Origin of the sequence: Streptomyces sp. NPDC101776, assembly GCF_044766845.1 — a bacterium.
GTDB lineage: Bacteria > Actinomycetota > Actinomycetes > Streptomycetales > Streptomycetaceae > Streptomyces.
Window position 1 is genome coordinate 311,814 of the sequence record NZ_JBIWMV010000004.1, and the last position, 18,118, is coordinate 329,931.

Sequence of the window (18,118 nt, forward strand, 5' to 3'; positions counted from 1 at the left end):
AGCTGACCGCATCAGGAAGGATCTGCACCAGCAATGGCCGACGAGAACACTCCCGTTACGCCTGAAGAGGGCGTCATCACCCAGCGCGTCGAGCCCGTCGGGCTCGAGACGGAGATGCAGCGCTCGTACCTCGACTACGCGATGTCCGTCATCGTGTCGCGAGCCCTGCCCGACGTCCGGGACGGCCTCAAGCCCGTCCACCGCCGCGTCCTGTACGCCATGTACGACGGCGGCTACCGGCCCGAGAAGGGCTTCTACAAGTGCGCCCGTGTCGTCGGCGACGTCATGGGCAACTACCACCCGCACGGCGACTCCTCGATCTACGACGCGCTGGTCCGCCTCGCGCAGCCGTGGTCGATGCGGATGCCGCTGGTGGACTCGAACGGCAACTTCGGCTCCCCGGGCAACGACCCCGCCGCCGCCATGCGCTACACCGAGTGCAAGCTGGCGCCGCTGTCCATGGAGATGGTCCGTGACATCGACGAGGAGACCGTCGACTTCACGGACAACTACGACGGCCGCTCCCAGGAGCCGACCGTCCTGCCGGCCCGCTTCCCGAACCTGCTGATCAACGGCTCGGCGGGCATCGCGGTCGGCATGGCCACCAACATCCCGCCGCACAACCTCCGTGAGGTCGCGGCGGGCGCCCAGTGGTGCCTGGAGAACCCCGAGGCCTCCCACGAGGAGCTGCTCGACGCGCTGATCGAGCGCATCAAGGGCCCCGACTTCCCGACCGGCGCGCTCGTCGTCGGCCGCAAGGGCATCGAAGAGGCGTACCGCACCGGCCGTGGCTCGATCACCATGCGCGCGGTCGTCGAGGTCGAGGAGATCCAGAACCGCCAGTGCCTGGTGGTCACGGAACTGCCGTACCAGACCAACCCCGACAACCTCGCGCAGAAGATCGCCGACCTGGTGAAGGACGGCAAGGTCGGCGGCATCGCGGACGTCCGCGACGAGACGTCGTCCCGTACCGGCCAGCGCCTCGTCATCGTCCTGAAGCGGGACGCGGTCGCCAAGGTCGTACTGAACAACCTCTACAAGCACACGGATCTGCAGTCGAACTTCAGCGCCAACATGCTGGCCCTGGTCGACGGTGTGCCGAGGACCCTCTCCCTGGACGCGTTCATCCGGCACTGGGTGGCGCACCAGATCGAGGTCATCGTCCGCCGTACGAAGTTCCGGCTGCGCAAGGCCGAGGAGCGGGCGCACATCCTCCGTGGCCTCCTGAAGGCCCTGGACGCCATCGACGAGGTCATCGCGCTGATCCGGCGCAGCGACACCGTCGACATCGCGCGCACGGGCCTGATGGGCCTCCTGGAGATCGACGAGATCCAGGCGAACGCCATCCTGGAGATGCAGCTCCGCCGACTGGCCGCCCTGGAGCGCCAGAAGATCATCCAGGAGCACGACGAACTCCAGGCGAAGATCGCCGAGTACAACGCGATCCTGGCCTCCCCGGTCCGTCAGCGCGGCATCGTCAGCGAGGAACTCGCCGCGATCGTCGAGAAGTTCGGCGACGACCGCAAGACGATGCTGGTGCCCTTCGACGGCGACATGTCCATTGAGGACCTCATCGCCGAAGAGGACATCGTCGTCACCATCTCGCGCGGCGGCTACGTCAAGCGCACCAAGGCGGACGACTACCGCTCCCAGAAGCGTGGCGGCAAGGGCGTACGCGGCACGAAGCTCAAGGAAGACGACATCGTCGACCACTTCTTCGTGTCGACGACCCACCACTGGCTGCTGTTCTTCACCAACAAGGGCCGCGTCTACCGCGCGAAGGCGTACGAACTCCCCGACGCCGGCCGGGACGCGCGCGGGCAGCACGTCGCGAACCTGCTCGCCTTCCAGCCGGACGAGGCGATCGCGGAGATCCTCGCGATCCGTGACTACGAAGCGGCGCCCTACCTGGTCCTCGCGACCAAGGGAGGGTTGGTGAAGAAGACGCCTCTGAAGGATTACGATTCGCCCCGCTCCGGCGGCGTCATCGCGATCAACCTCCGTGAGACGGAGGACGGTTCCGACGACGAACTGATCGGCGCCGAACTCGTCTCGTCCGAGGACGATCTGCTGCTGATCAGCAAGAAGGCACAGTCGATCAGGTTCACGGCGACGGACGACGCGCTGCGCCCCATGGGGCGTGCGACCTCCGGTGTCAAGGGCATGAGTTTCCGCGAGGGCGACCAGCTTCTCTCGATGAATGTTGTTCGACCCGGTACGTTCGTGTTCACTGCCACAGACGGCGGGTACGCGAAGCGCACCGCCGTCGACGAGTACCGCGTCCAGGGTCGCGGCGGCCTGGGTATCAAGGCCGCCAAGATCGTCGAGGACCGCGGTTCTCTCGTCGGCGCGCTGGTGGTCGAGGAGACCGACGAGATCCTCGCCATCACGCTGTCCGGCGGTGTGATTCGTACGCGAGTCAACGAGGTCAGGGAGACGGGCCGTGACACCATGGGCGTCCAACTGATCAACCTGGGCAAGCGCGATGCCGTCGTCGGTATCGCTCGTAACGCCGAGGCGGGATCCGAGGCGGAGGAAGTCGTCGGCGACGAAGCCGTCGACGAGACCGCCGAGGATGCCGCGACCACCGGCACGGACGAGGGTGACGCACCCTCGGTCGAGTAGCACGAGGAGAGAGTCATCGTGAGCGGAGCCACGGGCGCCGGATCGACCGGTACGGACACGGACGGCGGCGGCCGTGGCTCCGCCGCTAACGCGACAGATCCGCACACGACCCAACTGCGGGCGATCGACGTGAAGAAGGCCGACACGCGCTCGCCCGACACGCATGGATCCCAGGGGGGAACTGTGACGGACACCCGAGGCCCGGGGACCCAGCAGCAGTCGGCTGGGCCGGGTCCGGCCGCGCCCGGCGCCAAGGCCCCGTCCCAGGGCCAGCAGGCGCCCCAGCCGGCCCCACCGGCCGCGCCGCCGACGGCGCCCCCGCTCCAGGGTTCCCCGCTGCCGGGTGAGCGTCAGCAGCAGCAGGCGGCGGGGCCGTACCACCCGCCGCAGGCCTATCCCACGCAGGCGCCCGCCGCCGCCCAGAGCGGTGCCGTACGGCGTCCGCGTACGGGAGCGCGGACCGCGCCGCGCACCCGTAAGGCGCGGCTGCGGGTGGCCAAGGCCGACCCGTGGTCGGTGATGAAGGTCAGCTTCCTGCTCTCCATCGCGCTGGGCATCTGCACGGTCGTGGCGTCCGCGGTGCTGTGGATGGTCATGGACGCGATGGGGGTCTTCTCGACGGTCGGCGGCACGATCTCGGAGGCGACCGGCTCGAACGAGTCGAACGGTTTCGACCTGCAGTCCTTCCTGTCCCTCCCGCACGTCCTGACGTTCTCCGGGATCATCGCGGTCATCGACGTCGTCCTGGCCACGGCCCTCGCGACGCTCGCCGCGTTCATCTACAACCTCTCCGCGGGCTTCGTCGGCGGCATCGAGCTGACGCTCGCCGAGGACGAGTGAGAAGTCCGGTGAGAACTCGGGTGTACGGGAGTTGAAACCTCCCCCGGCGGCCCTGTGACTATCGATTTTGGGACTGCCCATGTCGTGCGCTAATCTTCAGGAGTCAGCGCGCGGGACACACTCCGCAGAGCGCGGCGGGGCTATAGCTCAGTTGGTTAGAGCGCATCCCTGATAAGGATGAGGCCACAGGTTCAAATCCTGTTAGCCCCACCAGCCAGAAGACCCCCAGCCGATCAGGCTGGGGGTCTTTTGACACCACCGGTTGACACCAACGGCGGCGGTCAGCCGATGAGCGGATCTTCCAGCAGCTCGGCGAGCATCGCGGCGGCGTCCCGTTGGTCGGAGCCCACCACGTGCGTGTAGACGTCCATGGTCATGCTGATCTGGCTGTGCCGGAGGATCGTCTGAGCGACCTTGGGGTGCACCTTCAGGAAGGCGAGCAGGGTCCCGCAGGTGTGCCGGGCGAGCCGGACCGTGATCCGACGCACGCCGGCCCGCTTCACGAGGGCGTTGAAGGCTCGCGAGAAGCTCACGGGGTCGGTCAGCCCGCCGCGTTCCGACGAGAAGATCACGTCATGGTCCGGCTCTTGCTGCCACGCATCCCCGACGATCTGCCGCTCTAGATCTTGCAGTTCCCGGCGCTCTTCCAGGGCACGCGCGCAGAACTCCGGAAGCGGCAGCACGGCCGTTGACGACTCCGTCTTGAGATCCTTCAGGATCAGGCCCTTCCCCTTCTCGCGCTGCACCTGCTTGACCGGCGTGAACTGACGGCCCTCGAAGTCGATGTCCTGCCAGCGCAGGCCCAGCACCTCGCTTCGGCGGAGCCCGAGCACGAGGACCAGGACGCACGCCGCGTAGAAGCGGTGAGCACGGGTGGTCCGCAGGAAGGTGATCGCCTCACGAGCACTCCAGGCCCTTCCCTTGTCCTTGCTGACCTTGGGCATGTCGACCAGGAGCGCGACGTTGCGCGTCAGCAGCTCCTCGCGGATCGCCCGGTTGAGGGCGTTCCGGAGCACGCGGAGCACCTCGAAGCGCGTGGGCGCCGGCACCTTGTCCCGCTTCAACGCGGCCATGAAGGCGCGCAGTTGGGCAGGAGTCAGCTTGATCAGCGACTTCTTGCCGAGGTGCGGCACCAGGTACAGCCTGACCTTGGACTCGTACTTGACGTACGTGTTGTGCTCCGAATCCGGCTCAACGATGTGCTCAAGCCAGTAGGCCAGCCACTCGCCGAGCGACCAGGCGCGGGAAGGCACGGGGACGCCGTTGCGCTCCTGGTCCTGGAGCTTGCCGAGCTTCTCGTTGGCGTCGTCCCACGTGGCGCCGTAGACGGTTTTGCGGACGCGGTTGCCGTCCGTGTCGGTGACGTACGCACGGCCCATGTAGCGACCGTTCGCCCGCCTTGAGATCGTGCCCCCGCCGTTGGGGCGCCTCTTGGACATCAGGCAGCCTCGCCGAGACGACCGTTGATGAAGTCCCGCACGGCGTCAGCCGGAATCCGTCGGCATCCGTCGATCTTGATCGAGACCAGGCGATGCGTGCGGATCAGGTCGTAGACCTTGGAGCGACCGATCTTGAGCTGTGCCATGACCTCAGGCACCTTGAGCAGTTCCGGCGCTGCGGTGGTCATGCGGCATCCCCCTCCAAGGCGAGTTGGGCGGGTAGTTCCTCGCGTGCGGTCTCGCGGTTGAGCTGAATGTCCCGGCGGATGTTCGCGGCGAGCCAGGATTCGCCAGGGGTGTAGCCGTGGCCGGCGTAGGTCCAGTGCGCGAGCGTGAGCGTGGTTGCCTCCGGGTTGTCGTCGGGGTCGGGTAGGCCGAGGGCTTCGCGGTGTTGGGCTGCGCGGTAGTCGGCGCGGACCTGTCGCAGGGCGCCCAACGTGGTCGAGTAGCTGCGGGACTTCGTGGAGAAGTGGCCCCGGAAGCCGAGCATGTGGGCCCAGTCGCGGAGCTTGCGGTCCGGGTAGAGGGCGTGCAGGTCGAGGCAGGCCGCGATGAGCCGGGCGGGGTGGTCGGGCACGTCGAGCAGCACGAGCGCTTCTTTGTTGCCGATCCGGCGGTCAACGGTGCCCGTGGTCTCCGCCGCCTTGGTGGCGTACTTGGCGACGTAGGAGGCCACGGCCGCTTCCGTGATCTCCTCGCCGTGACCGAAGGCGCCGATCGGTTGCACGTCGAGCTGCGTGCCCCAACGCAGCGTGCGGGCCGGCTCGTCTCCGGCGGGGTCGACCTCGACCGCGACGCGGGCGGCGGCGGCACGGATCGAAGCGTCGAGCAGGTCGAGGGTGGCCCAGGCCGGGGGTGGGCTGTTGGGTCCGTCCGGTCCGTCGAAGCGGATCACGGCGTGGAAGTGGACGGCACCGCGCTTCTGGTATTCGGCGACCTTGCCGAAGGCCACGCGGGACTGTTCGCGGGCTTCCTTCTGGGTGAGGCCGGCGTGCTTGGCGATCTCGCGGCGGAGGTAGATCGTGAAGTAGCGCCACAGGTCGGAGGCGTGGTTGTTCCACAGCACCGCGCCCGTGTAGTCGTAGGTGTCCGGGTCGAGCGGGGTGCCGAGTTCGGGCGCGTCCTCGCCGTGACGCTGGCCGCAGCGGCAGGGCCGATTGCTGGGGCGGTTGTGGACGGGGCCGAACGAGGGTGCGGTGAGGGTGGCGAAGACGCGGGGGTGATCGCGGATCGTGTGCGGGGTGCCCTTGGCGGGATCTCCGACGAGTCCGGCGCGGATGAGGTGGTAGGTGTCGCCGCCGTAGGTCCAGGCGCAGGCCGGGCAGCGGGAGGCACGGCGGTTGCCGCAGGCGATGCGGAGCATGCCGCCCGGCTCGTTCTCGGTCGTGTAGGCGTACAGCACGGTCTTGGTAGTCGGGTCGATGGTCTTCGTGGCGCCGGCGAGACGGATCGGGTCGGAGCAGCCTCCGGTACGGCGAATCTGGTCTTGCCAGCGGTCGAAGTCAGCCGAACCGGCCACCCTCAGCACGTCGCCGAGGGTGGCCGAGTCGAGACCCGCCGCGGTGGCGGTGTCAGTCATCGAGCACCGTCCTTGCGGCTCTTGCGCGGCGGGTCGGAGTGGAAGCGCTGGGAGCCCAGGTCACGGCCGTCCTGCTGGTGGCGGGGCGAGTTGGGGTTGTTGTCGTTCCAGTCCTCGGCGCACACCTTGTGGACCGGTTCACCGGAGTGGGAGCGCAGCGGGGTGGGCTTGCCGCACTGGGTGCAGGGGCAGTCACCCCCGTGGTCGTAGTGCTGGGACGATCCCCAGTTCAGGAGACTCACCGCGATCACCTCCCGGCCGGCGCGAGCGCGGCGGGCAGCGGCAGAGCGCGGCCGGTGCCGTCGCACGCGGAGCAGACGACGCGGAGCAGGACGCGGGAGCCGTCGCGGTGGCGGGTACCGGTGGTGACGGAGACGACGGGGAAGCCGTCGCAGTGGTGGCAGACCGGACGGATCGGGAGACGAACAGGCATGATGAGCGGAGCCCTTTCGGATCGGAAGATCGGGAAGTGGTCGAGCCGTCCGGGGCGGCACTGACTTGGCGGTTGAGGCCGCCCCGGAGGGTGCTACTTGCGCTTGCTGCTGCGGTTGATCGTGTAGCTGATGCCACCCGACGCGGAGATGACCGCGACCGCAGCGGCGGCGATGACCTGGACGACGAAGGCGATCACCAGAAGCACGGCGATCGAGCCGCCGATGATGACCAGCGCGAGGACGATCGGGCCTTTGTAGGAGCGCGGGGCTTCCTGCACGATGACGACCTTGCGCAGGTCGGTGCCGGGCGGGATCTGCCGGTAGATGTCGGCGGGGATGTGACCGGCGCGGAACTGGTCTTCGGGCAACTGCATCGGACCGTCCCTCTCCGGTCAGGCGCACCTGTGGGTGCGGGCGGCGAGTTCAGCGGCGCTGCGGTCGCCGTGCTCGGTTGAGAAACCGCAGTCCGGGGCCGTGCACGCGGCGGTGTGCTTGGTCTGGCCCCGGCCGTTGTTGAAGGAGCCGACCTTGACGGGGCCGATACGGATCACGTTGAAGAAGCGGTTCGGGCGGGACATGGCTGAACCTCCTTATGGACTAGGCGAGTTGGGTGACGATCGCGCCGGCGAGGTCCTCGGGGATGCCGAGCCGGGCGCGCAGGGTGGCGGTGTCGATCGCGGTACCGGTGCGGGTGCGGTGCTCGGTCGCGATCTTCCGGGCGTGGTCGACCAGGGCCGGGGGCACGGCCGGGGCCGCCTTCGGCAGGGCCGGTGCGGGCTCCGGTGAAGCGATCTCCGGGGCCGATGCCGGGTCGGGGGTTTCGGGGCGGTCGATCACCGGTGCGGGCTGTGGCTCCGGTGCCGGGGCGGTGACCGAGGGTGCGTGGGCGAGCAGGGTCCCGCCGAGGAAGGCGAGGGCGGGCCAGCCGGCGACGAGGATGCGCAGCCAGGCCGGAACGTGGTGGAGGTCGAGGAGTCCAGCGGTCGCGACGTTGGCGCCGAGCGAGGCGGTCAGGGCGATCACGAACCAGGTCCAGGCCGCGCGGTCGCGGCGTGCGGTGCGCAGGCGACGCCAGGCGGCGACCATCAGCAGGTCGACCGAGACCGGGTAAGCCCAGGCCTTCCACCCGGACTGATGGGCGGCTTCGGCGAGGTCGTGCAGGTGCGCGAACGAGAGGGCGCCGGCGATGACGGCTTGGATCAGGACTGCGTCCAGACGGACCGAGCGGACCATGAACGGCACCTCCCTTCAGGTGAGTTGGGCCAGGGGGCGGGCGGGGAGCGGTGTCCGGCCGCCCGGCCCCGGCGGGTTCAGTCGTCGGCGGGGATCTCGCCGGCGCCCAGGCAGCCCAGGCAGATGCCCGTCTGCTGTCCGGCCGCCCGGCGCTTGCGGCCGACCAGGACCGTGCGGGAAACCTCACCGGTGCCCTTGCAGGGCGGGCACGGCTTGGTGGCCGGGGGCTTGGTGGTCTTGCGTGCCATGAGCGATCTCCGATCGGTTTTCGGCATGGCTCGGGTAGGGACGTGGCACACGTGCGTTGGATGGAGCGGGGATCAGGGGATCTGCTGCGGCACCGCAGGCGGTACGGCCGGCATCGGCGGCACGATCTGCCCGACCGGCCGGAACGGCGCCAAGAAGGGCAGTTTCGGGGTGAGGTGGGCGAACTGGCGGCACACGGCCGCTGTCTCGCCGGGGGTGGTCTCGGGGGTGCGGATGCGGGACCAGCCACCGGAGGTGTCACCGGCCACCGCGACCCCGGGACGGTCCGGGGCGATCGCGGTTACGGCCACCACGGCATCCGGGGCGATGTCGCCGAGCCCCATTTCGGCGGTCTGCTTGTCGTTGACGCGGTGCACGACCCGGCCGGTGAGCTGAGCACGCAGCGCGGTCGCGCCCTTGCCCAGGTCGGAGCCGAAGCGCTGCCCGCACACCTCCAGATAGACGCCGATCGCACGGGCCATCTGACCCAGCCGCACCAGGTTCATGACCGTGTGATCGCGGGCCGCCTCATCCTTCTTCGAGGTCACGAAGAACAATTCCGCGATCTCGTCGACCAGCACGACCAGCGGCACCGGCCGGACCTCATCCGGCAGTTCCCACAGGTCCGAGACCCCGTACAGGGCCAGCAGGTCGAAGCGCTCTTCCATCTCAGCAACCAGTGCGTCAATCAGGTCACCGGCCGACTGAGGATCGGTGACCAGCGCCGACAGACGCGACGCGTAGCGGCCGAGTTCGACACCGCGCTTGCAGTCGATGCCGATCAGACCGACCGGCAACTGAGCCAGCCCCTTGATCAGGTTGCGCTGATACATCGACTTCCCGGACTGGTTCGCACCCAGCGTCAGGGCGTGCGGCACCTTGCGGTAGTCCCGCACGAACACGGTGCCGTCCTCCCGCAGCGCGACAGGAACGACCAGGTCACGCGGCTGGGCCTTGCGCGGCAGCGTGACCCGGGCGAGCACGTCCCAGCCGGTCATCCGCAACTCGACATAGCCGGGCTTGGTCTCCCGCACGATCACCGACCGCACGCCCCACGCGTGACGCAGTCGCTCGGAGGACGCGGCGAGATCGGCGGGCTCCAGGCCGGCCGGGAGCCGGAGAGTGACCCGCAGACCGGTCGAGGTACCCCGCACCCGGCGGACCTTCGGCGGCACCGGCCGCACCTCGCTGCGGGCCAGGTTGCGCTTGACGAAGGCGCGAAAGCCGGACGGCTGCACCGTCAGCCCGCACACCTCCATCGTGTCGCGGTAGGTCCAGGTGAACCGGCCCCACGTGAGGGGCAGGCCCACCATCGACCAGTACACGCGCGGGGCCTTGTACTTGGCGTAGCCGAGGCCACCGGCGCCAGCCGCTATGGTCCCGGCCTCCAGCCAGGTCGCCAGGTCCGTCATGGTCAGGCCCCCGCCGTTACCGCGACCGCGCGGAACGAGATTCCGTGCCGCTTCTGCCCGTTGAACTCGTTCTCCCAGTCACGGGCCTTGAGCCCGACCACACGCACCGGCGTACCCGGCGTGAGCCCCTCGGGGAGACCGGTCTCGGGAATGGTGACCTGGTAGAGGTTGCCCTCCCCCTCGTCGGAGATCAGCAGGCCCACGGTCGACAGGCCCGCGCCGGTCTCCCGGTCCATGGCCCGCTCCCCGGTCTGCTTGTTGGCGAGCTTCGGCGCCGGCGCGGTCGCCACGAAGACGACAGCGGTCGAAACATCGATCTTGAAGGACGGCACACGTCACTCCCTGCTCGTGGCACGTTCTTGCTGTGCCAACTGGCTTGAGCCACTTACTGGCTTAAGCCAGTTGAGCACACGTCATCGCCAGGGTCAAGCAGGTGGCTTGAGCCAGTTGCTAGAGTGTGGCCATGACGTCCACCCGTCCCTCGACTCCGCAACAGCCCAGCCGCCGCATCGCCGAAGATCTCCGCCGTCAGATCGAGAGCGGAGGCCTACGTAGCGGCGACAAGCTGCCGTCAGAACGGGCGTTGGCCGAGCAGTACGGTTCGGCTCGCAACACCGCACGCGAGGCGATCCGGCTGCTTGCTGAGCAGGGACTCGTCACGGCGAAGCACGGAAGTGGCGTGTTCGTGCGCGAGCCGCAGCGACTGTTCCGTTTCGGGAGTGATCGCTACTCGCTCAAGAACCGGGAAACGGGACTGACGCCGTTCCGGCTCGAAGCGAAGCGCCAAGGCAAGGTCGCGCGGATCGACGTCCCCTCGATCACTCGTGAGCAGCCGCCGGCAGACGTCGCGGAGCGCTTGAAGGTCCCTGTGGGCGAGGAGAGCGTCGTACACCGTGAGAACCACTACTTCGCCGATGACGAACCGGTGCAGATCGTTTCGACGTACGTGCGATGGGACGAGGCTCAAGGCACTCTGCTGATGGAGGCCAAGACCGGTAAGGACGGCATCTACGGCCGCCTTGAAGATCTTGGCCACGTCATGACGCGCGTGCGAGACGAGATCAGCGCGAGGATGCCGACGCCCGAAGAGGCCGCCATCCTGAGTCTCCTGCCGGGCGTGCCAGTCCTCGAAGTGCTGCACACGAGCCTTGATCAAGACGGAGTGCCATTCGAGGTTTCGCGCTACGTGCACCGAGCGGACCAAACCGGGTTGCTCTATGAACTGCCCGTCGAGAGCTAGGAGTTGATGGTGAATCCTGCGGTCGTGCGCCCCTTCGAGAGCGATGACCTACCCGGAGCCGCAGTGGCACTCATCAAGGTTCACGAGACCGATGGGTACCCGGTCGAAGGAGTAGAGGACCCTGAGGCATGGGTCAGCTCCGACGATGTCCTTGCGGCATGGGTGGCCGAGATGGACGGGGAAGTCGTTGGGCACGTAGCCGTCATGCGTCCGCACGGCGAAGCCGCCGTCTCACTGTGGATCGAGCAGAGCGGCGACGATGAATTGCACGTAGCCGTTCTCGGTCGGCTATTCGTCGTCCAAGCAGCACGGAAGCACGCCACCGGCAGACGCCTGACAGATGCCGCGATGCATTACGGCCGTCAGCATGATCTCCGCTTGGTGCTCGATGTGATGGCCAAGGACGCTCCCGCGAGGCGCCTCTACGAACGGCTCGGCTGGCGCAAGATCGGCGAGACTACCCACCACTTTGGCGACGGAGAGAGCATCCCCGCCATCTGCTACGTCGCCCCGGACGCCTGAGCTGTTACAGGTTTCTCTACCTCATCAAGCCCCGGCTACGCTCCGCTCCGCCGGGCGCGCTTCCCGGCTCTGGCTGCGCCCGCGCTCCTGCCTTCGGCCCGCTCGGCGCTGCCGCCGCCGACGCGCGCCCACATGTGGAAAGGGCCGGTGGCCATGAGTCGATCACTGCATAGAGCGGCCTACGGTCAAGACAATGCCTCCGGCGGGGGATCGGCCGGCACCGGGATGGAGGGGGCGCCGTTGCCGACCGCAGGCCCGTAGTGGCGTGCGCGCGGTGCTCCCATCCCGACCACCATCGACCCAGGCAGAGCCGAGCAGACGCGGCCCATGGCGTCCAGGTCGTTCGTACAGTGGCGCGCTCCACCTGGACGCCATGAACCACGCCCGCTCCACGGTGTGTGGGTCGACGGCGGACGGGATGGGAGCTGAGGAAGGTTGTGGTTTCTGCCGGAAACGGACGTTCAGGGCGGTGTCGATGCGTGCTCTGTGAATCCACGGCCGCGATACCGTGCAACTTCCATGAAGGGGGCCGTGATGGAAGACCAGGTCTGGCGCTTGTGCCGAGGTCATGAGGTCGTCGGCGTACTCACACTCGAAGCCATCGATATGTTCTGGACCGACTGCCGGTTCGAGCCCTCAACTGGCTGGCCGGCCCTCAAGCCGTTCATTGACGCGTCTCGTGCTGCCTGGGAGCGCAAGGACCAGGACGCGGCCATCAAGGCTGACGAGGCGATCTATGCGCTTGGCCTTGAATTGGTGCCCGAGAGTGGGGGCGAGGTCATCAGAGACTTCCTGTTGCGGATCGACGGCGATACCGCGCGCTTCCGGTACTGAGTCGTCGGGTCGGCCGAGGCTTGGCGGCAAGTGGAAGGCTTTGGCAGGGCAATATGAGGTGGGCCATGCTCTTGGCGGTGGGTGCTGGTCAAGACCACGTGCGGCGGCTGACACCAGTGGCTGACACCAACAAGCACGAACAGCAGCGTTCGGCGCCGCACCTCAGTGGACGATTGGTGGAGGCGAAGGGGCCGTTGGTCGATGTCGACAGACCCCCTGATCGACCTGATAAGGATGAGGCCACAGGTTCAAATCCTGTTAGCCCCACCAGCACGAGGACCCCCAACCGGTTGTGGTTGGGGGTCTTTGGCGTTTCCAGTGGTGCGTGTTCGCGGATGCGGTGCGGTGCCGTGCCGTGCCGCGCCGTGCACCCGGGGAAGGCCGAGCCAGGGGCGGACGACAAGAACCCCGGCCACGACGGGCCGGGGTTCTTGGGGTCCTCGGTGTCTTCTCTGAAGCGTTGTACGCAAGTTCGCCGCTGTGTCAGAGGGGGCGGGTGGTCGGGCAGGTTGAGCAAGGCCGGTTGACATGTCGGCCAAGGCCGGTGACAGGTCGGGCAAGGACGGTGAGACGTCGCGTGCCGGGGTGCGGGTGGCGCCAGGATCAGCGCTGGAGAGGCGACCCGGGCTCGGCGTGGTCCGACCGCTCGGCCTGGTCCACGGCCTCTGTGGCCTCGTCCGTGTCCGTCGGCGGGCGGTGGCGGCAGCTCGGGGACTTGCCGTGGGCCTCGGCGCGGATGCGTTGCTTCATCGTGGGGGGCAGGGACCTGGTGAAGGTCCAGGGGGAGACCGCCGGTGTCGTCGCCTGGGCGACCGCGCTCGTGCTCGTCGCCTCGGACCGCGGAGTCGCGGCGGCGGCCGCCGCGGTGACCGTGATGAGTCCGAGCGCCGTGCACAGCGCGAGGAAGCCGGTGACGAAGGCGTTCCACAACTTCATGACCTTGATCTGGGCCATGGCCCCTCACTTTCAGGTTGGGCGATTTGCGTACTTTCCTCATGATGTGTATGGGCATCGCGAAGTGGTGGACCGACGCCCGTGGCGCGTCGATGTTCTGATGAACACCACTCGGATGGGTGCAAGAGGCCCGAAAATGCCCGAAGATGCGCGAAAGGCGGGCGAAGTAACCGTCCGTGGAGGTGTGATCACCCTCCGATCGGAGCGGTCACGTCCGCTTCTACTGCGCTGTCCCGGGCGGGAGTTGGCCCCGGACGCAGGTCACCGATCGGTCTCGGTCGGTGTGTATAGTCGGGCGACAGAGGTCCCCTACGTCAAGGAAAGACGAGGTCGCGCGGTGAAGAAGCTTCTCCTGGTCGCACTGGCCGCCATCGGCGGGCTCCTTGTGTACCGCCAGATCCAGGCGGATCGCGCCGAGCAGGATCTGTGGACGGAGGCGACCGACTCCGTGCCCACGGGTTCGTGAGTACCGAGATCCAGTTCTGAGCACGCCCCGGCCGCCTTGCGGTCGGGGCTTTGTGTTGCGCCCCCGCCGCCGTGCGGGTACGGCCGCCACGACCCGGGAGTTTCGGACGCTCGCACGATTGCCCGGATGCCACGCGCGTGTGCGGGGCAGGATGGGCCACGTCCGGAGCAACGACGAGGGGTGGCGTGTGATGGGGCGGCGTACGGCGTGGTGGCGGACGCGGGCACAGGACGGTCGTACGCCCGTCTCCGGGGCCGTACGACGTGTCGTGGTCCTCGCTGCGGTGCTGTGCGCGACGGTCGCCCTCACGGGCCGGCCCGCCCTCGCGGCCGGATCCCCCGGTTCCTACGGCTACGACCAGGACGACCGGGTCGTCGACGCGGCGACCGGCACCGCCGACGCGGAAGAACTGAAGGCCGGTGGGACGTACCGGAGTTCCCTCCCCAAAGGCGCCGGCGTCTACTACGGCCTCGATCTCGACGCCACATCGAACACCTACGTGTCCGTGACCGCCGTGCCTCCGGCGGGCACCACGGTCGCCGCCACCGACGGCATCAAGGTGTCGATGCAGAACGCCCAGGGCACCGCCTGCACCCACCGGAGCGCCACCTTCGGCGCGGGCAGGAGCCCCCACCCCGTGGCCGCCTGGGCCGTGCGGGAGGCCGGCAGGATCCTGTGCAAGGGCAGCGGCAAGTACTACGTGTTCGTCCAGCGCGTCGACGCGTCGGACTCATCGCCGGACACCTGGGGCCTGGAGCTCACCGCGGTGTCGGAACCCCCGCTGACCCAGGCCGGCACGACCGGCCCGCCCCAGGACTGGAACTCCGCTTCGCCCGAGGCCGTCACGGGGGAGACCCGGCGCCGTGCGGGCGGTTCGGGGTTCGCCGGGGCGGTCGCCGTCGGACAGGGCGTGTGGCGGGACGACATAGGGCCCGGCCGGACCCTCTTCTACAAGGTGCCGGTCGACTGGGGCCAACAGCTGTCCGTCACCGCCGAGTTGGGCGCCACGGACGGCGGCAGCGGCTATGTGACCCGCGCCCTGGACCTGGCCCTCTACAACCCCGTGCGCGGCTCCGTCGACCAGGCGGGCATCAGTTACCAGGGGAGCGAAAGGTCCGTGGCACTGGACCCCCTGCCGCCCGTCGAGTACCGCAACCGCTTCTCCGTCGTCGACCACGTGAACGGGATGCGCTTCGCCGGGTCGTACTACCTCGTCGTGCACCTCGACGCTCAGGTGGCCGACGATTTCGGCCAGGGACCGTTCCCGGTGACGCTGCGCGTGCGCCTCGCCGGTACGGCGCACACGGGTCCCGGGTACGCGGCGGAGCCCGATCCCCGGAACGTCTTCGAGGTCACCGCACAGGACCGCGCGGCGGCCGCCGCGGGGAGCGCGGGGAGCATCGGGAGTGCGGGGAGCGCGGGGAGTGCCGGGGGAGACGGCGACACCGCGATGAAGGTGCTCGCGGTGGCCGGGATCGGCGCGGGCAGCCTGCTGCTGGCGACGCTCGGCGTGTGGACGGTGTCGGCCCGGCGCCGGGCTTCGACGACCGCCCTCTGATCACTCCCCCATGCCGCTCCACACCGCCGTGCACGGGTCCGCGCCGCGCCGCCCCGCACTGTTCAGATGCGGGTCAGTGCCCAGAACCCCACCGCGTAGCAGGCCAGCGCGAGCAGCAGGACCGGGATCGCCACCTTCGCGGGCGGCCCGGGACGGCGCCGGGCCCGCCTGCCGCGGTGCTGCGCAACCGGCGGCGCCGAGGGTGGAACCTGCGGGACCTGAGCGGTGTATGAAGCAGTAGAGGGATCAGGACGCGGCTGGGGGGAGGACAGGGCATGCGTGAGGTCATGGGGGGAGGCGTACACGGGCGGCTCGTACCGGCCGACCTGGTACGCCTGGCCTATCTGCTGTGCCTCGTCCGCATGCTCCACCTGTTGTCCGTACGGGGCCTGCGGGGGCGGCAGATGGAAGCTGCCGGTGTCCGACATCGGCGACAGTGGCGGGGAAAGGGGCGGGGAAGGCAGGGAAGGGGGATCAACGGGCGGTGCCGGAATCGGGGTCGGCTCGGCGGCGACGCCCTGTCGTGGATCCACGGGCACGGAGTCCGTGCCGGGCCAGGCCGAGTTCGTGCCGCTGCCGCTGCCGCCGGTGCCGACACCGAGGTCGTTCTCGGGTTCGGGGGACCCGGCCGGCGTGGCGGACGTCGTCGCCCCCGTGTCCACCCCGGAGGCCCGCTTCAGCGGTCCCTCGGGCGCGAACCCCGAAGGAAGCGGCCCCACTTGGTCGAAGATCTCGACCAGCTCGTCGTCGGGTCCCGGCTCCGGCAGAAGTTCCGCCGCCGCGGCGAGCGCCTTGCGCGCCCCCGTGGCCGTGCGGAAGCGGGCCTGCGGATCGGGCTGCAGCAGCATCGCCACGACCTGCCACAGCGCCTCGGGAATCCCTTTGGGCGCCCCCGGGGTCCCATGCTCGGCGAAGTACTGCACCAGCGCCTTGGAGTCCGGCTTGGCCCCCTCCAGCAGATACAGCGCCACCAGTCCTACGGCGAACAGGTCGGCGGGGAAGTCCGGTTCCGCGCCCATCATCTGCTCGGGCGCGAGGTAACCCGGCGTCCCCACCACGAGGTTGGTCTCCGTCAGACGCGCTTCGCCCAGCCGCATCGCGATGCCGAAGTCGGACAGGCGCAGCCGGGGACGGGCCGTGCCGGTGGCTTCGAGGAGCAGGTTCGCGGGCTTGATGTCACGGTGCACGACACCTTCCGCATGCACCGCGGCGAGACCGGAGAGGAGCTGGTCGAGCAGCGTGCAGACGAAGGCGGGGGGCAGGGGACCGTAGTCCCCGATGAGATGGACGAGCGAACCGCCGGCCACCAGATCCATGGTGAACAGGACCTTGTCGTCGTCGGCGGCCCAACTGGCCGGTGCGAGCACATGGGGGTGGTCGATCCGCAGCGCCTGTTCCCTTACGAAGCGCAGCAGGGAGTGCGCGTCGCTCTGCTGCAGGACCTTGGCGGCCACATAGCGACGGCGCCGGTGGTCCCAGGCGCGCCAGACCGCGCCGACACCACCGCGCCCGATCGGGTCGACCAGTTCGTACCGGCCGGCGAAGACCTCACCCATGGCTGTGCGTCGCTCCTCCCCCTTCGGCTACCCCCGTTGCTTCCCCCGAGACGAGCGATACGACTCCCCCTCATGGCACTTCCTCGCGGCTGTTGCGCACGTGCTTCCGGTGAGCGGCACGACCCCCTCGTGCCCTCGCCGACCGCGTGCCCGGCTGCCGAACCCCCGATCGGCGGCCGGGCCGTGGGGCTCAGCTCTGGTGGGACTGGTAGTGCGCGACCGCGTCGGAGGTGCGGCCTGCGCCGTACACCCGGAGGAACTCTGCCAGTTCGGGGTGGGTCGGGGCGAGGGTGTCGGCCGCGTCGATGATGTCGCCCGCGGCGGCCACCGAGCGCAGCAGTGACTGGATCTCGCGGACCACCCGTTTGACCGTGGGCGCTCCCGAACTGCTCGTCGTGGTCGTGGTGTTGCTCAGCACCGAGCCCCCCTGGGACTTCTTGATCTCGTCCATGCGCTCGGTCGCCTCGGCCGCGCTCACGCTGCCGTCCGCGACCTGCCCCGCCAGGTCCTGCAGCAACTGCACCCGCTGCACCACCGCGGGATTGCCGATCTTCGCCCGCTGACCGCTCATCAGCTGGGACAACATCGGTGCGGACAGTCCCAACACCCCCGCGAGACGAGCCTGGTTGAGCCCAAGATCGTCGATGAGCTTACGGAAGAGCGCCCCCAAAGGCTCCCCGTACCAATTCCGCTGCAGCTCCCGCGCTCTGGCGGTGGCTTCCTGCTGTGCGGCGTCCATTGCGTCTCCCCATCGCTTCCCCAAAACCGCGGTTCGCTCTAGCGAACCACGACGAGCATCTTACGGAGAGTGGTCGTTCACCGGGACCCCCAAATTTTTGCGAGATACCCGGGGTGACCCGGTACGCTGGTCCACGAAGCTCATCGGTGTGTGGTTCTACCGGTAGGGGCTTCTCTAGCGGGGCCTTAGCTCAGTTGGTAGAGCGCTGTCTTTGCATGGCAGATGTCAGGGGTTCGACTCCCCTAGGCTCCACATCCCGCACCGGCCGGTCGCCCTCAGTGGCGTCCGGCCGGTGTTTCTTTGTGCCCAAGAGGTGACGTGCGTCACGCAAAGGGCGACTCTTCGTTGCAGTTGTTTGCGCAAATATCGGCGTCGGGTGGAGTTCGAGGGGTGTCGCGTCGGTGATCGGCGCGATGTGGCGATGATGTGCCCGCGTGTGCG

21 protein-coding genes and 2 tRNA genes are annotated in these 18,118 nt (G+C 68.7%); 9 read left to right on the plus strand and 14 right to left on the minus strand.

From position 1 onward, the window contains the following. Positions 1-33: 33 nt before the first annotated feature. From gyrA to ACIRRY_RS16625, 3 genes are all read left to right on the plus strand, one after another. Positions 34-2,625, plus strand: coding sequence for a DNA gyrase subunit A (gyrA, locus tag ACIRRY_RS16615; RefSeq protein WP_403972849.1), 2,592 nt, complete (start codon positions 34-36; stop codon positions 2,623-2,625). An 18-nt stretch (positions 2,626-2,643) separates the two neighbouring features. Further along, on the plus strand, positions 2,644-3,465 hold the full coding sequence (locus ACIRRY_RS16620; RefSeq protein WP_403972851.1) for a DUF3566 domain-containing protein: 822 nt from the start codon (positions 2,644-2,646) through the stop codon (positions 3,463-3,465). Between the two features lie 136 nt (positions 3,466-3,601). Next, positions 3,602-3,678, plus strand: a tRNA-Ile gene (locus ACIRRY_RS16625). A gap of 68 nt (positions 3,679-3,746) precedes the next feature. On the opposite strand, the gene ACIRRY_RS16630 is transcribed toward ACIRRY_RS16625, so the two are convergent. The 11 genes from ACIRRY_RS16630 to ACIRRY_RS16680 form a co-directional block, all read right to left on the minus strand. Next, complete coding sequence (locus ACIRRY_RS16630; protein ID WP_403972853.1) at positions 3,747-4,844, minus strand: tyrosine-type recombinase/integrase; 1,098 nt, start codon at positions 4,842-4,844, stop codon at positions 3,747-3,749. 59 nt (positions 4,845-4,903) lie between these two features. Then, the gene (locus tag ACIRRY_RS16635) at positions 4,904-5,092 is read right to left on the minus strand and encodes a helix-turn-helix domain-containing protein (RefSeq protein ID WP_403972855.1); all 189 of its coding nucleotides are present in this window, start codon (positions 5,090-5,092) and stop codon (positions 4,904-4,906) included. After that, the gene (gene repSA / locus ACIRRY_RS16640) at positions 5,089-6,483 is read right to left on the minus strand and encodes a replication initiator protein RepSA (RefSeq protein WP_403972857.1); all 1,395 of its coding nucleotides are present in this window, start codon (positions 6,481-6,483) and stop codon (positions 5,089-5,091) included. Before repSA ends, ACIRRY_RS16635 begins: the two co-directional genes overlap by 4 nt. After that, positions 6,480-6,725 (minus strand): hypothetical protein, encoded by a 246-nt coding sequence (locus tag ACIRRY_RS16645; protein WP_403972859.1) that lies wholly within the window; start codon positions 6,723-6,725, stop codon positions 6,480-6,482. The genes repSA and ACIRRY_RS16645 overlap by 4 nt, the downstream gene beginning before the upstream one ends. Before the next feature lie 5 nt (positions 6,726-6,730). Continuing rightward, positions 6,731-6,916: a hypothetical protein gene (locus ACIRRY_RS16650; RefSeq protein ID WP_403972861.1), complete on the minus strand. Its 186-nt coding sequence runs from the start codon at positions 6,914-6,916 to the stop codon at positions 6,731-6,733. A gap of 93 nt (positions 6,917-7,009) precedes the next feature. Beyond that, on the minus strand, positions 7,010-7,291 hold the full coding sequence (locus ACIRRY_RS16655; protein ID WP_403972863.1) for a hypothetical protein: 282 nt from the start codon (positions 7,289-7,291) through the stop codon (positions 7,010-7,012). A gap of 18 nt (positions 7,292-7,309) precedes the next feature. Then, positions 7,310-7,495 (minus strand): mobile element transfer protein, encoded by a 186-nt coding sequence (locus tag ACIRRY_RS16660; RefSeq protein WP_403972866.1) that lies wholly within the window; start codon positions 7,493-7,495, stop codon positions 7,310-7,312. A 19-nt stretch (positions 7,496-7,514) separates the two neighbouring features. After that, the gene (locus ACIRRY_RS16665; protein ID WP_403972868.1) at positions 7,515-8,150 is read right to left on the minus strand and encodes a DUF2637 domain-containing protein; all 636 of its coding nucleotides are present in this window, start codon (positions 8,148-8,150) and stop codon (positions 7,515-7,517) included. A gap of 77 nt (positions 8,151-8,227) precedes the next feature. Further along, positions 8,228-8,398: a hypothetical protein gene (locus ACIRRY_RS16670; RefSeq protein ID WP_403972871.1), complete on the minus strand. Its 171-nt coding sequence runs from the start codon at positions 8,396-8,398 to the stop codon at positions 8,228-8,230. Positions 8,399-8,470: 72 nt separating this feature from the next. Beyond that, on the minus strand, positions 8,471-9,808 hold the full coding sequence (locus ACIRRY_RS16675; protein ID WP_403972873.1) for an FtsK/SpoIIIE domain-containing protein: 1,338 nt from the start codon (positions 9,806-9,808) through the stop codon (positions 8,471-8,473). Positions 9,809-9,810: 2 nt separating this feature from the next. Then, the gene (locus ACIRRY_RS16680) at positions 9,811-10,140 is read right to left on the minus strand and encodes a hypothetical protein (RefSeq protein ID WP_403972875.1); all 330 of its coding nucleotides are present in this window, start codon (positions 10,138-10,140) and stop codon (positions 9,811-9,813) included. Between the two features lie 131 nt (positions 10,141-10,271). On the opposite strand from ACIRRY_RS16680, the gene ACIRRY_RS16685 reads away from it, so the two are divergent. The 3 genes from ACIRRY_RS16685 to ACIRRY_RS16695 all read left to right on the plus strand — a co-directional run bounded on the left by ACIRRY_RS16685 (position 10,272) and on the right by ACIRRY_RS16695 (position 12,404). Then, positions 10,272-11,048: a GntR family transcriptional regulator gene (locus tag ACIRRY_RS16685; RefSeq protein WP_403972878.1), complete on the plus strand. Its 777-nt coding sequence runs from the start codon at positions 10,272-10,274 to the stop codon at positions 11,046-11,048. A gap of 63 nt (positions 11,049-11,111) precedes the next feature. After that, positions 11,112-11,570, plus strand: a complete 459-nt coding sequence (locus ACIRRY_RS16690) for a GNAT family N-acetyltransferase (protein WP_403972881.1) — start codon at positions 11,112-11,114, stop codon at positions 11,568-11,570. Positions 11,571-12,104: 534 nt separating this feature from the next. After that, positions 12,105-12,404: a hypothetical protein gene (locus ACIRRY_RS16695; protein ID WP_403972883.1), complete on the plus strand. Its 300-nt coding sequence runs from the start codon at positions 12,105-12,107 to the stop codon at positions 12,402-12,404. 603 nt (positions 12,405-13,007) lie between these two features. Here the strand turns inward: ACIRRY_RS16695 and ACIRRY_RS16700 are convergent. Next, entirely contained in the window at positions 13,008-13,358 is a 351-nt protein-coding gene (locus ACIRRY_RS16700) for a DUF6344 domain-containing protein (protein WP_403972885.1), read from the minus strand. A gap of 337 nt (positions 13,359-13,695) precedes the next feature. Here ACIRRY_RS16700 and ACIRRY_RS16705 point away from each other — a divergent pair, with 337 nt between their 5' ends. Further along, a complete protein-coding gene (locus tag ACIRRY_RS16705) occupies positions 13,696-13,824 on the plus strand; it encodes a DLW-39 family protein (RefSeq protein ID WP_003999697.1) in 129 nt (42 codons plus the stop codon). Between the two features lie 190 nt (positions 13,825-14,014). Beyond that, complete coding sequence (locus ACIRRY_RS16710) at positions 14,015-15,382, plus strand: hypothetical protein (RefSeq protein ID WP_403972888.1); 1,368 nt, start codon at positions 14,015-14,017, stop codon at positions 15,380-15,382. A gap of 62 nt (positions 15,383-15,444) precedes the next feature. Here the strand turns inward: ACIRRY_RS16710 and ACIRRY_RS16715 are convergent, their stop codons facing one another. Together ACIRRY_RS16715 and ACIRRY_RS16720 are read right to left on the minus strand one after the other, a co-directional pair. Beyond that, entirely contained in the window at positions 15,445-16,938 is a 1,494-nt protein-coding gene (locus ACIRRY_RS16715; RefSeq protein WP_403972890.1) for a protein kinase, read from the minus strand. A gap of 190 nt (positions 16,939-17,128) precedes the next feature. Beyond that, positions 17,129-17,677, minus strand: a complete 549-nt coding sequence (locus tag ACIRRY_RS16720; protein WP_019055167.1) for a DNA-binding protein — start codon at positions 17,675-17,677, stop codon at positions 17,129-17,131. Positions 17,678-17,856: 179 nt separating this feature from the next. Here ACIRRY_RS16720 and ACIRRY_RS16725 point away from each other — a divergent pair. After that, positions 17,857-17,929: transfer RNA gene (locus tag ACIRRY_RS16725), tRNA-Ala, on the plus strand. The last annotated feature ends 189 nt before the right edge of the window (positions 17,930-18,118 follow it).

Bases quoted from the DNA above. Each gene is read 5' to 3' on its own strand.
- gyrA (WP_403972849.1), top strand. From the start codon at position 34: ATGGCCGACGAGAACACTCCCGTTACGCCTGAAGAGGGCGTCATCACC.
- ACIRRY_RS16630 (WP_403972853.1), bottom strand. From the start codon at position 4,844: ATGGGCCGTGCGTACGTCACCGACACGGACGGCAACCGCGTCCGCAAA.
- ACIRRY_RS16635 (WP_403972855.1), bottom strand. From the start codon at position 5,092: ATGACCACCGCAGCGCCGGAACTGCTCAAGGTGCCTGAGGTCATGGCA.
- repSA (WP_403972857.1), bottom strand. From the start codon at position 6,483: ATGACTGACACCGCCACCGCGGCGGGTCTCGACTCGGCCACCCTCGGC.
- ACIRRY_RS16650 (WP_403972861.1), bottom strand. From the start codon at position 6,916: ATGCCTGTTCGTCTCCCGATCCGTCCGGTCTGCCACCACTGCGACGGC.
- ACIRRY_RS16655 (WP_403972863.1), bottom strand. From the start codon at position 7,291: ATGCAGTTGCCCGAAGACCAGTTCCGCGCCGGTCACATCCCCGCCGAC.
- ACIRRY_RS16660 (WP_403972866.1), bottom strand. From the start codon at position 7,495: ATGTCCCGCCCGAACCGCTTCTTCAACGTGATCCGTATCGGCCCCGTC.
- ACIRRY_RS16665 (WP_403972868.1), bottom strand. From the start codon at position 8,150: ATGGTCCGCTCGGTCCGTCTGGACGCAGTCCTGATCCAAGCCGTCATC.
- ACIRRY_RS16670 (WP_403972871.1), bottom strand. From the start codon at position 8,398: ATGGCACGCAAGACCACCAAGCCCCCGGCCACCAAGCCGTGCCCGCCC.
- ACIRRY_RS16675 (WP_403972873.1), bottom strand. From the start codon at position 9,808: ATGACGGACCTGGCGACCTGGCTGGAGGCCGGGACCATAGCGGCTGGC.
- ACIRRY_RS16685 (WP_403972878.1), top strand. From the start codon at position 10,272: ATGACGTCCACCCGTCCCTCGACTCCGCAACAGCCCAGCCGCCGCATC.
- ACIRRY_RS16695 (WP_403972883.1), top strand. From the start codon at position 12,105: ATGGAAGACCAGGTCTGGCGCTTGTGCCGAGGTCATGAGGTCGTCGGC.
- ACIRRY_RS16700 (WP_403972885.1), bottom strand. From the start codon at position 13,358: ATGGCCCAGATCAAGGTCATGAAGTTGTGGAACGCCTTCGTCACCGGC.
- ACIRRY_RS16710 (WP_403972888.1), top strand. From the start codon at position 14,015: ATGGGGCGGCGTACGGCGTGGTGGCGGACGCGGGCACAGGACGGTCGT.
- ACIRRY_RS16715 (WP_403972890.1), bottom strand. From the start codon at position 16,938: ATGGGTGAGGTCTTCGCCGGCCGGTACGAACTGGTCGACCCGATCGGG.
- ACIRRY_RS16720 (WP_019055167.1), bottom strand. From the start codon at position 17,677: ATGGACGCCGCACAGCAGGAAGCCACCGCCAGAGCGCGGGAGCTGCAG.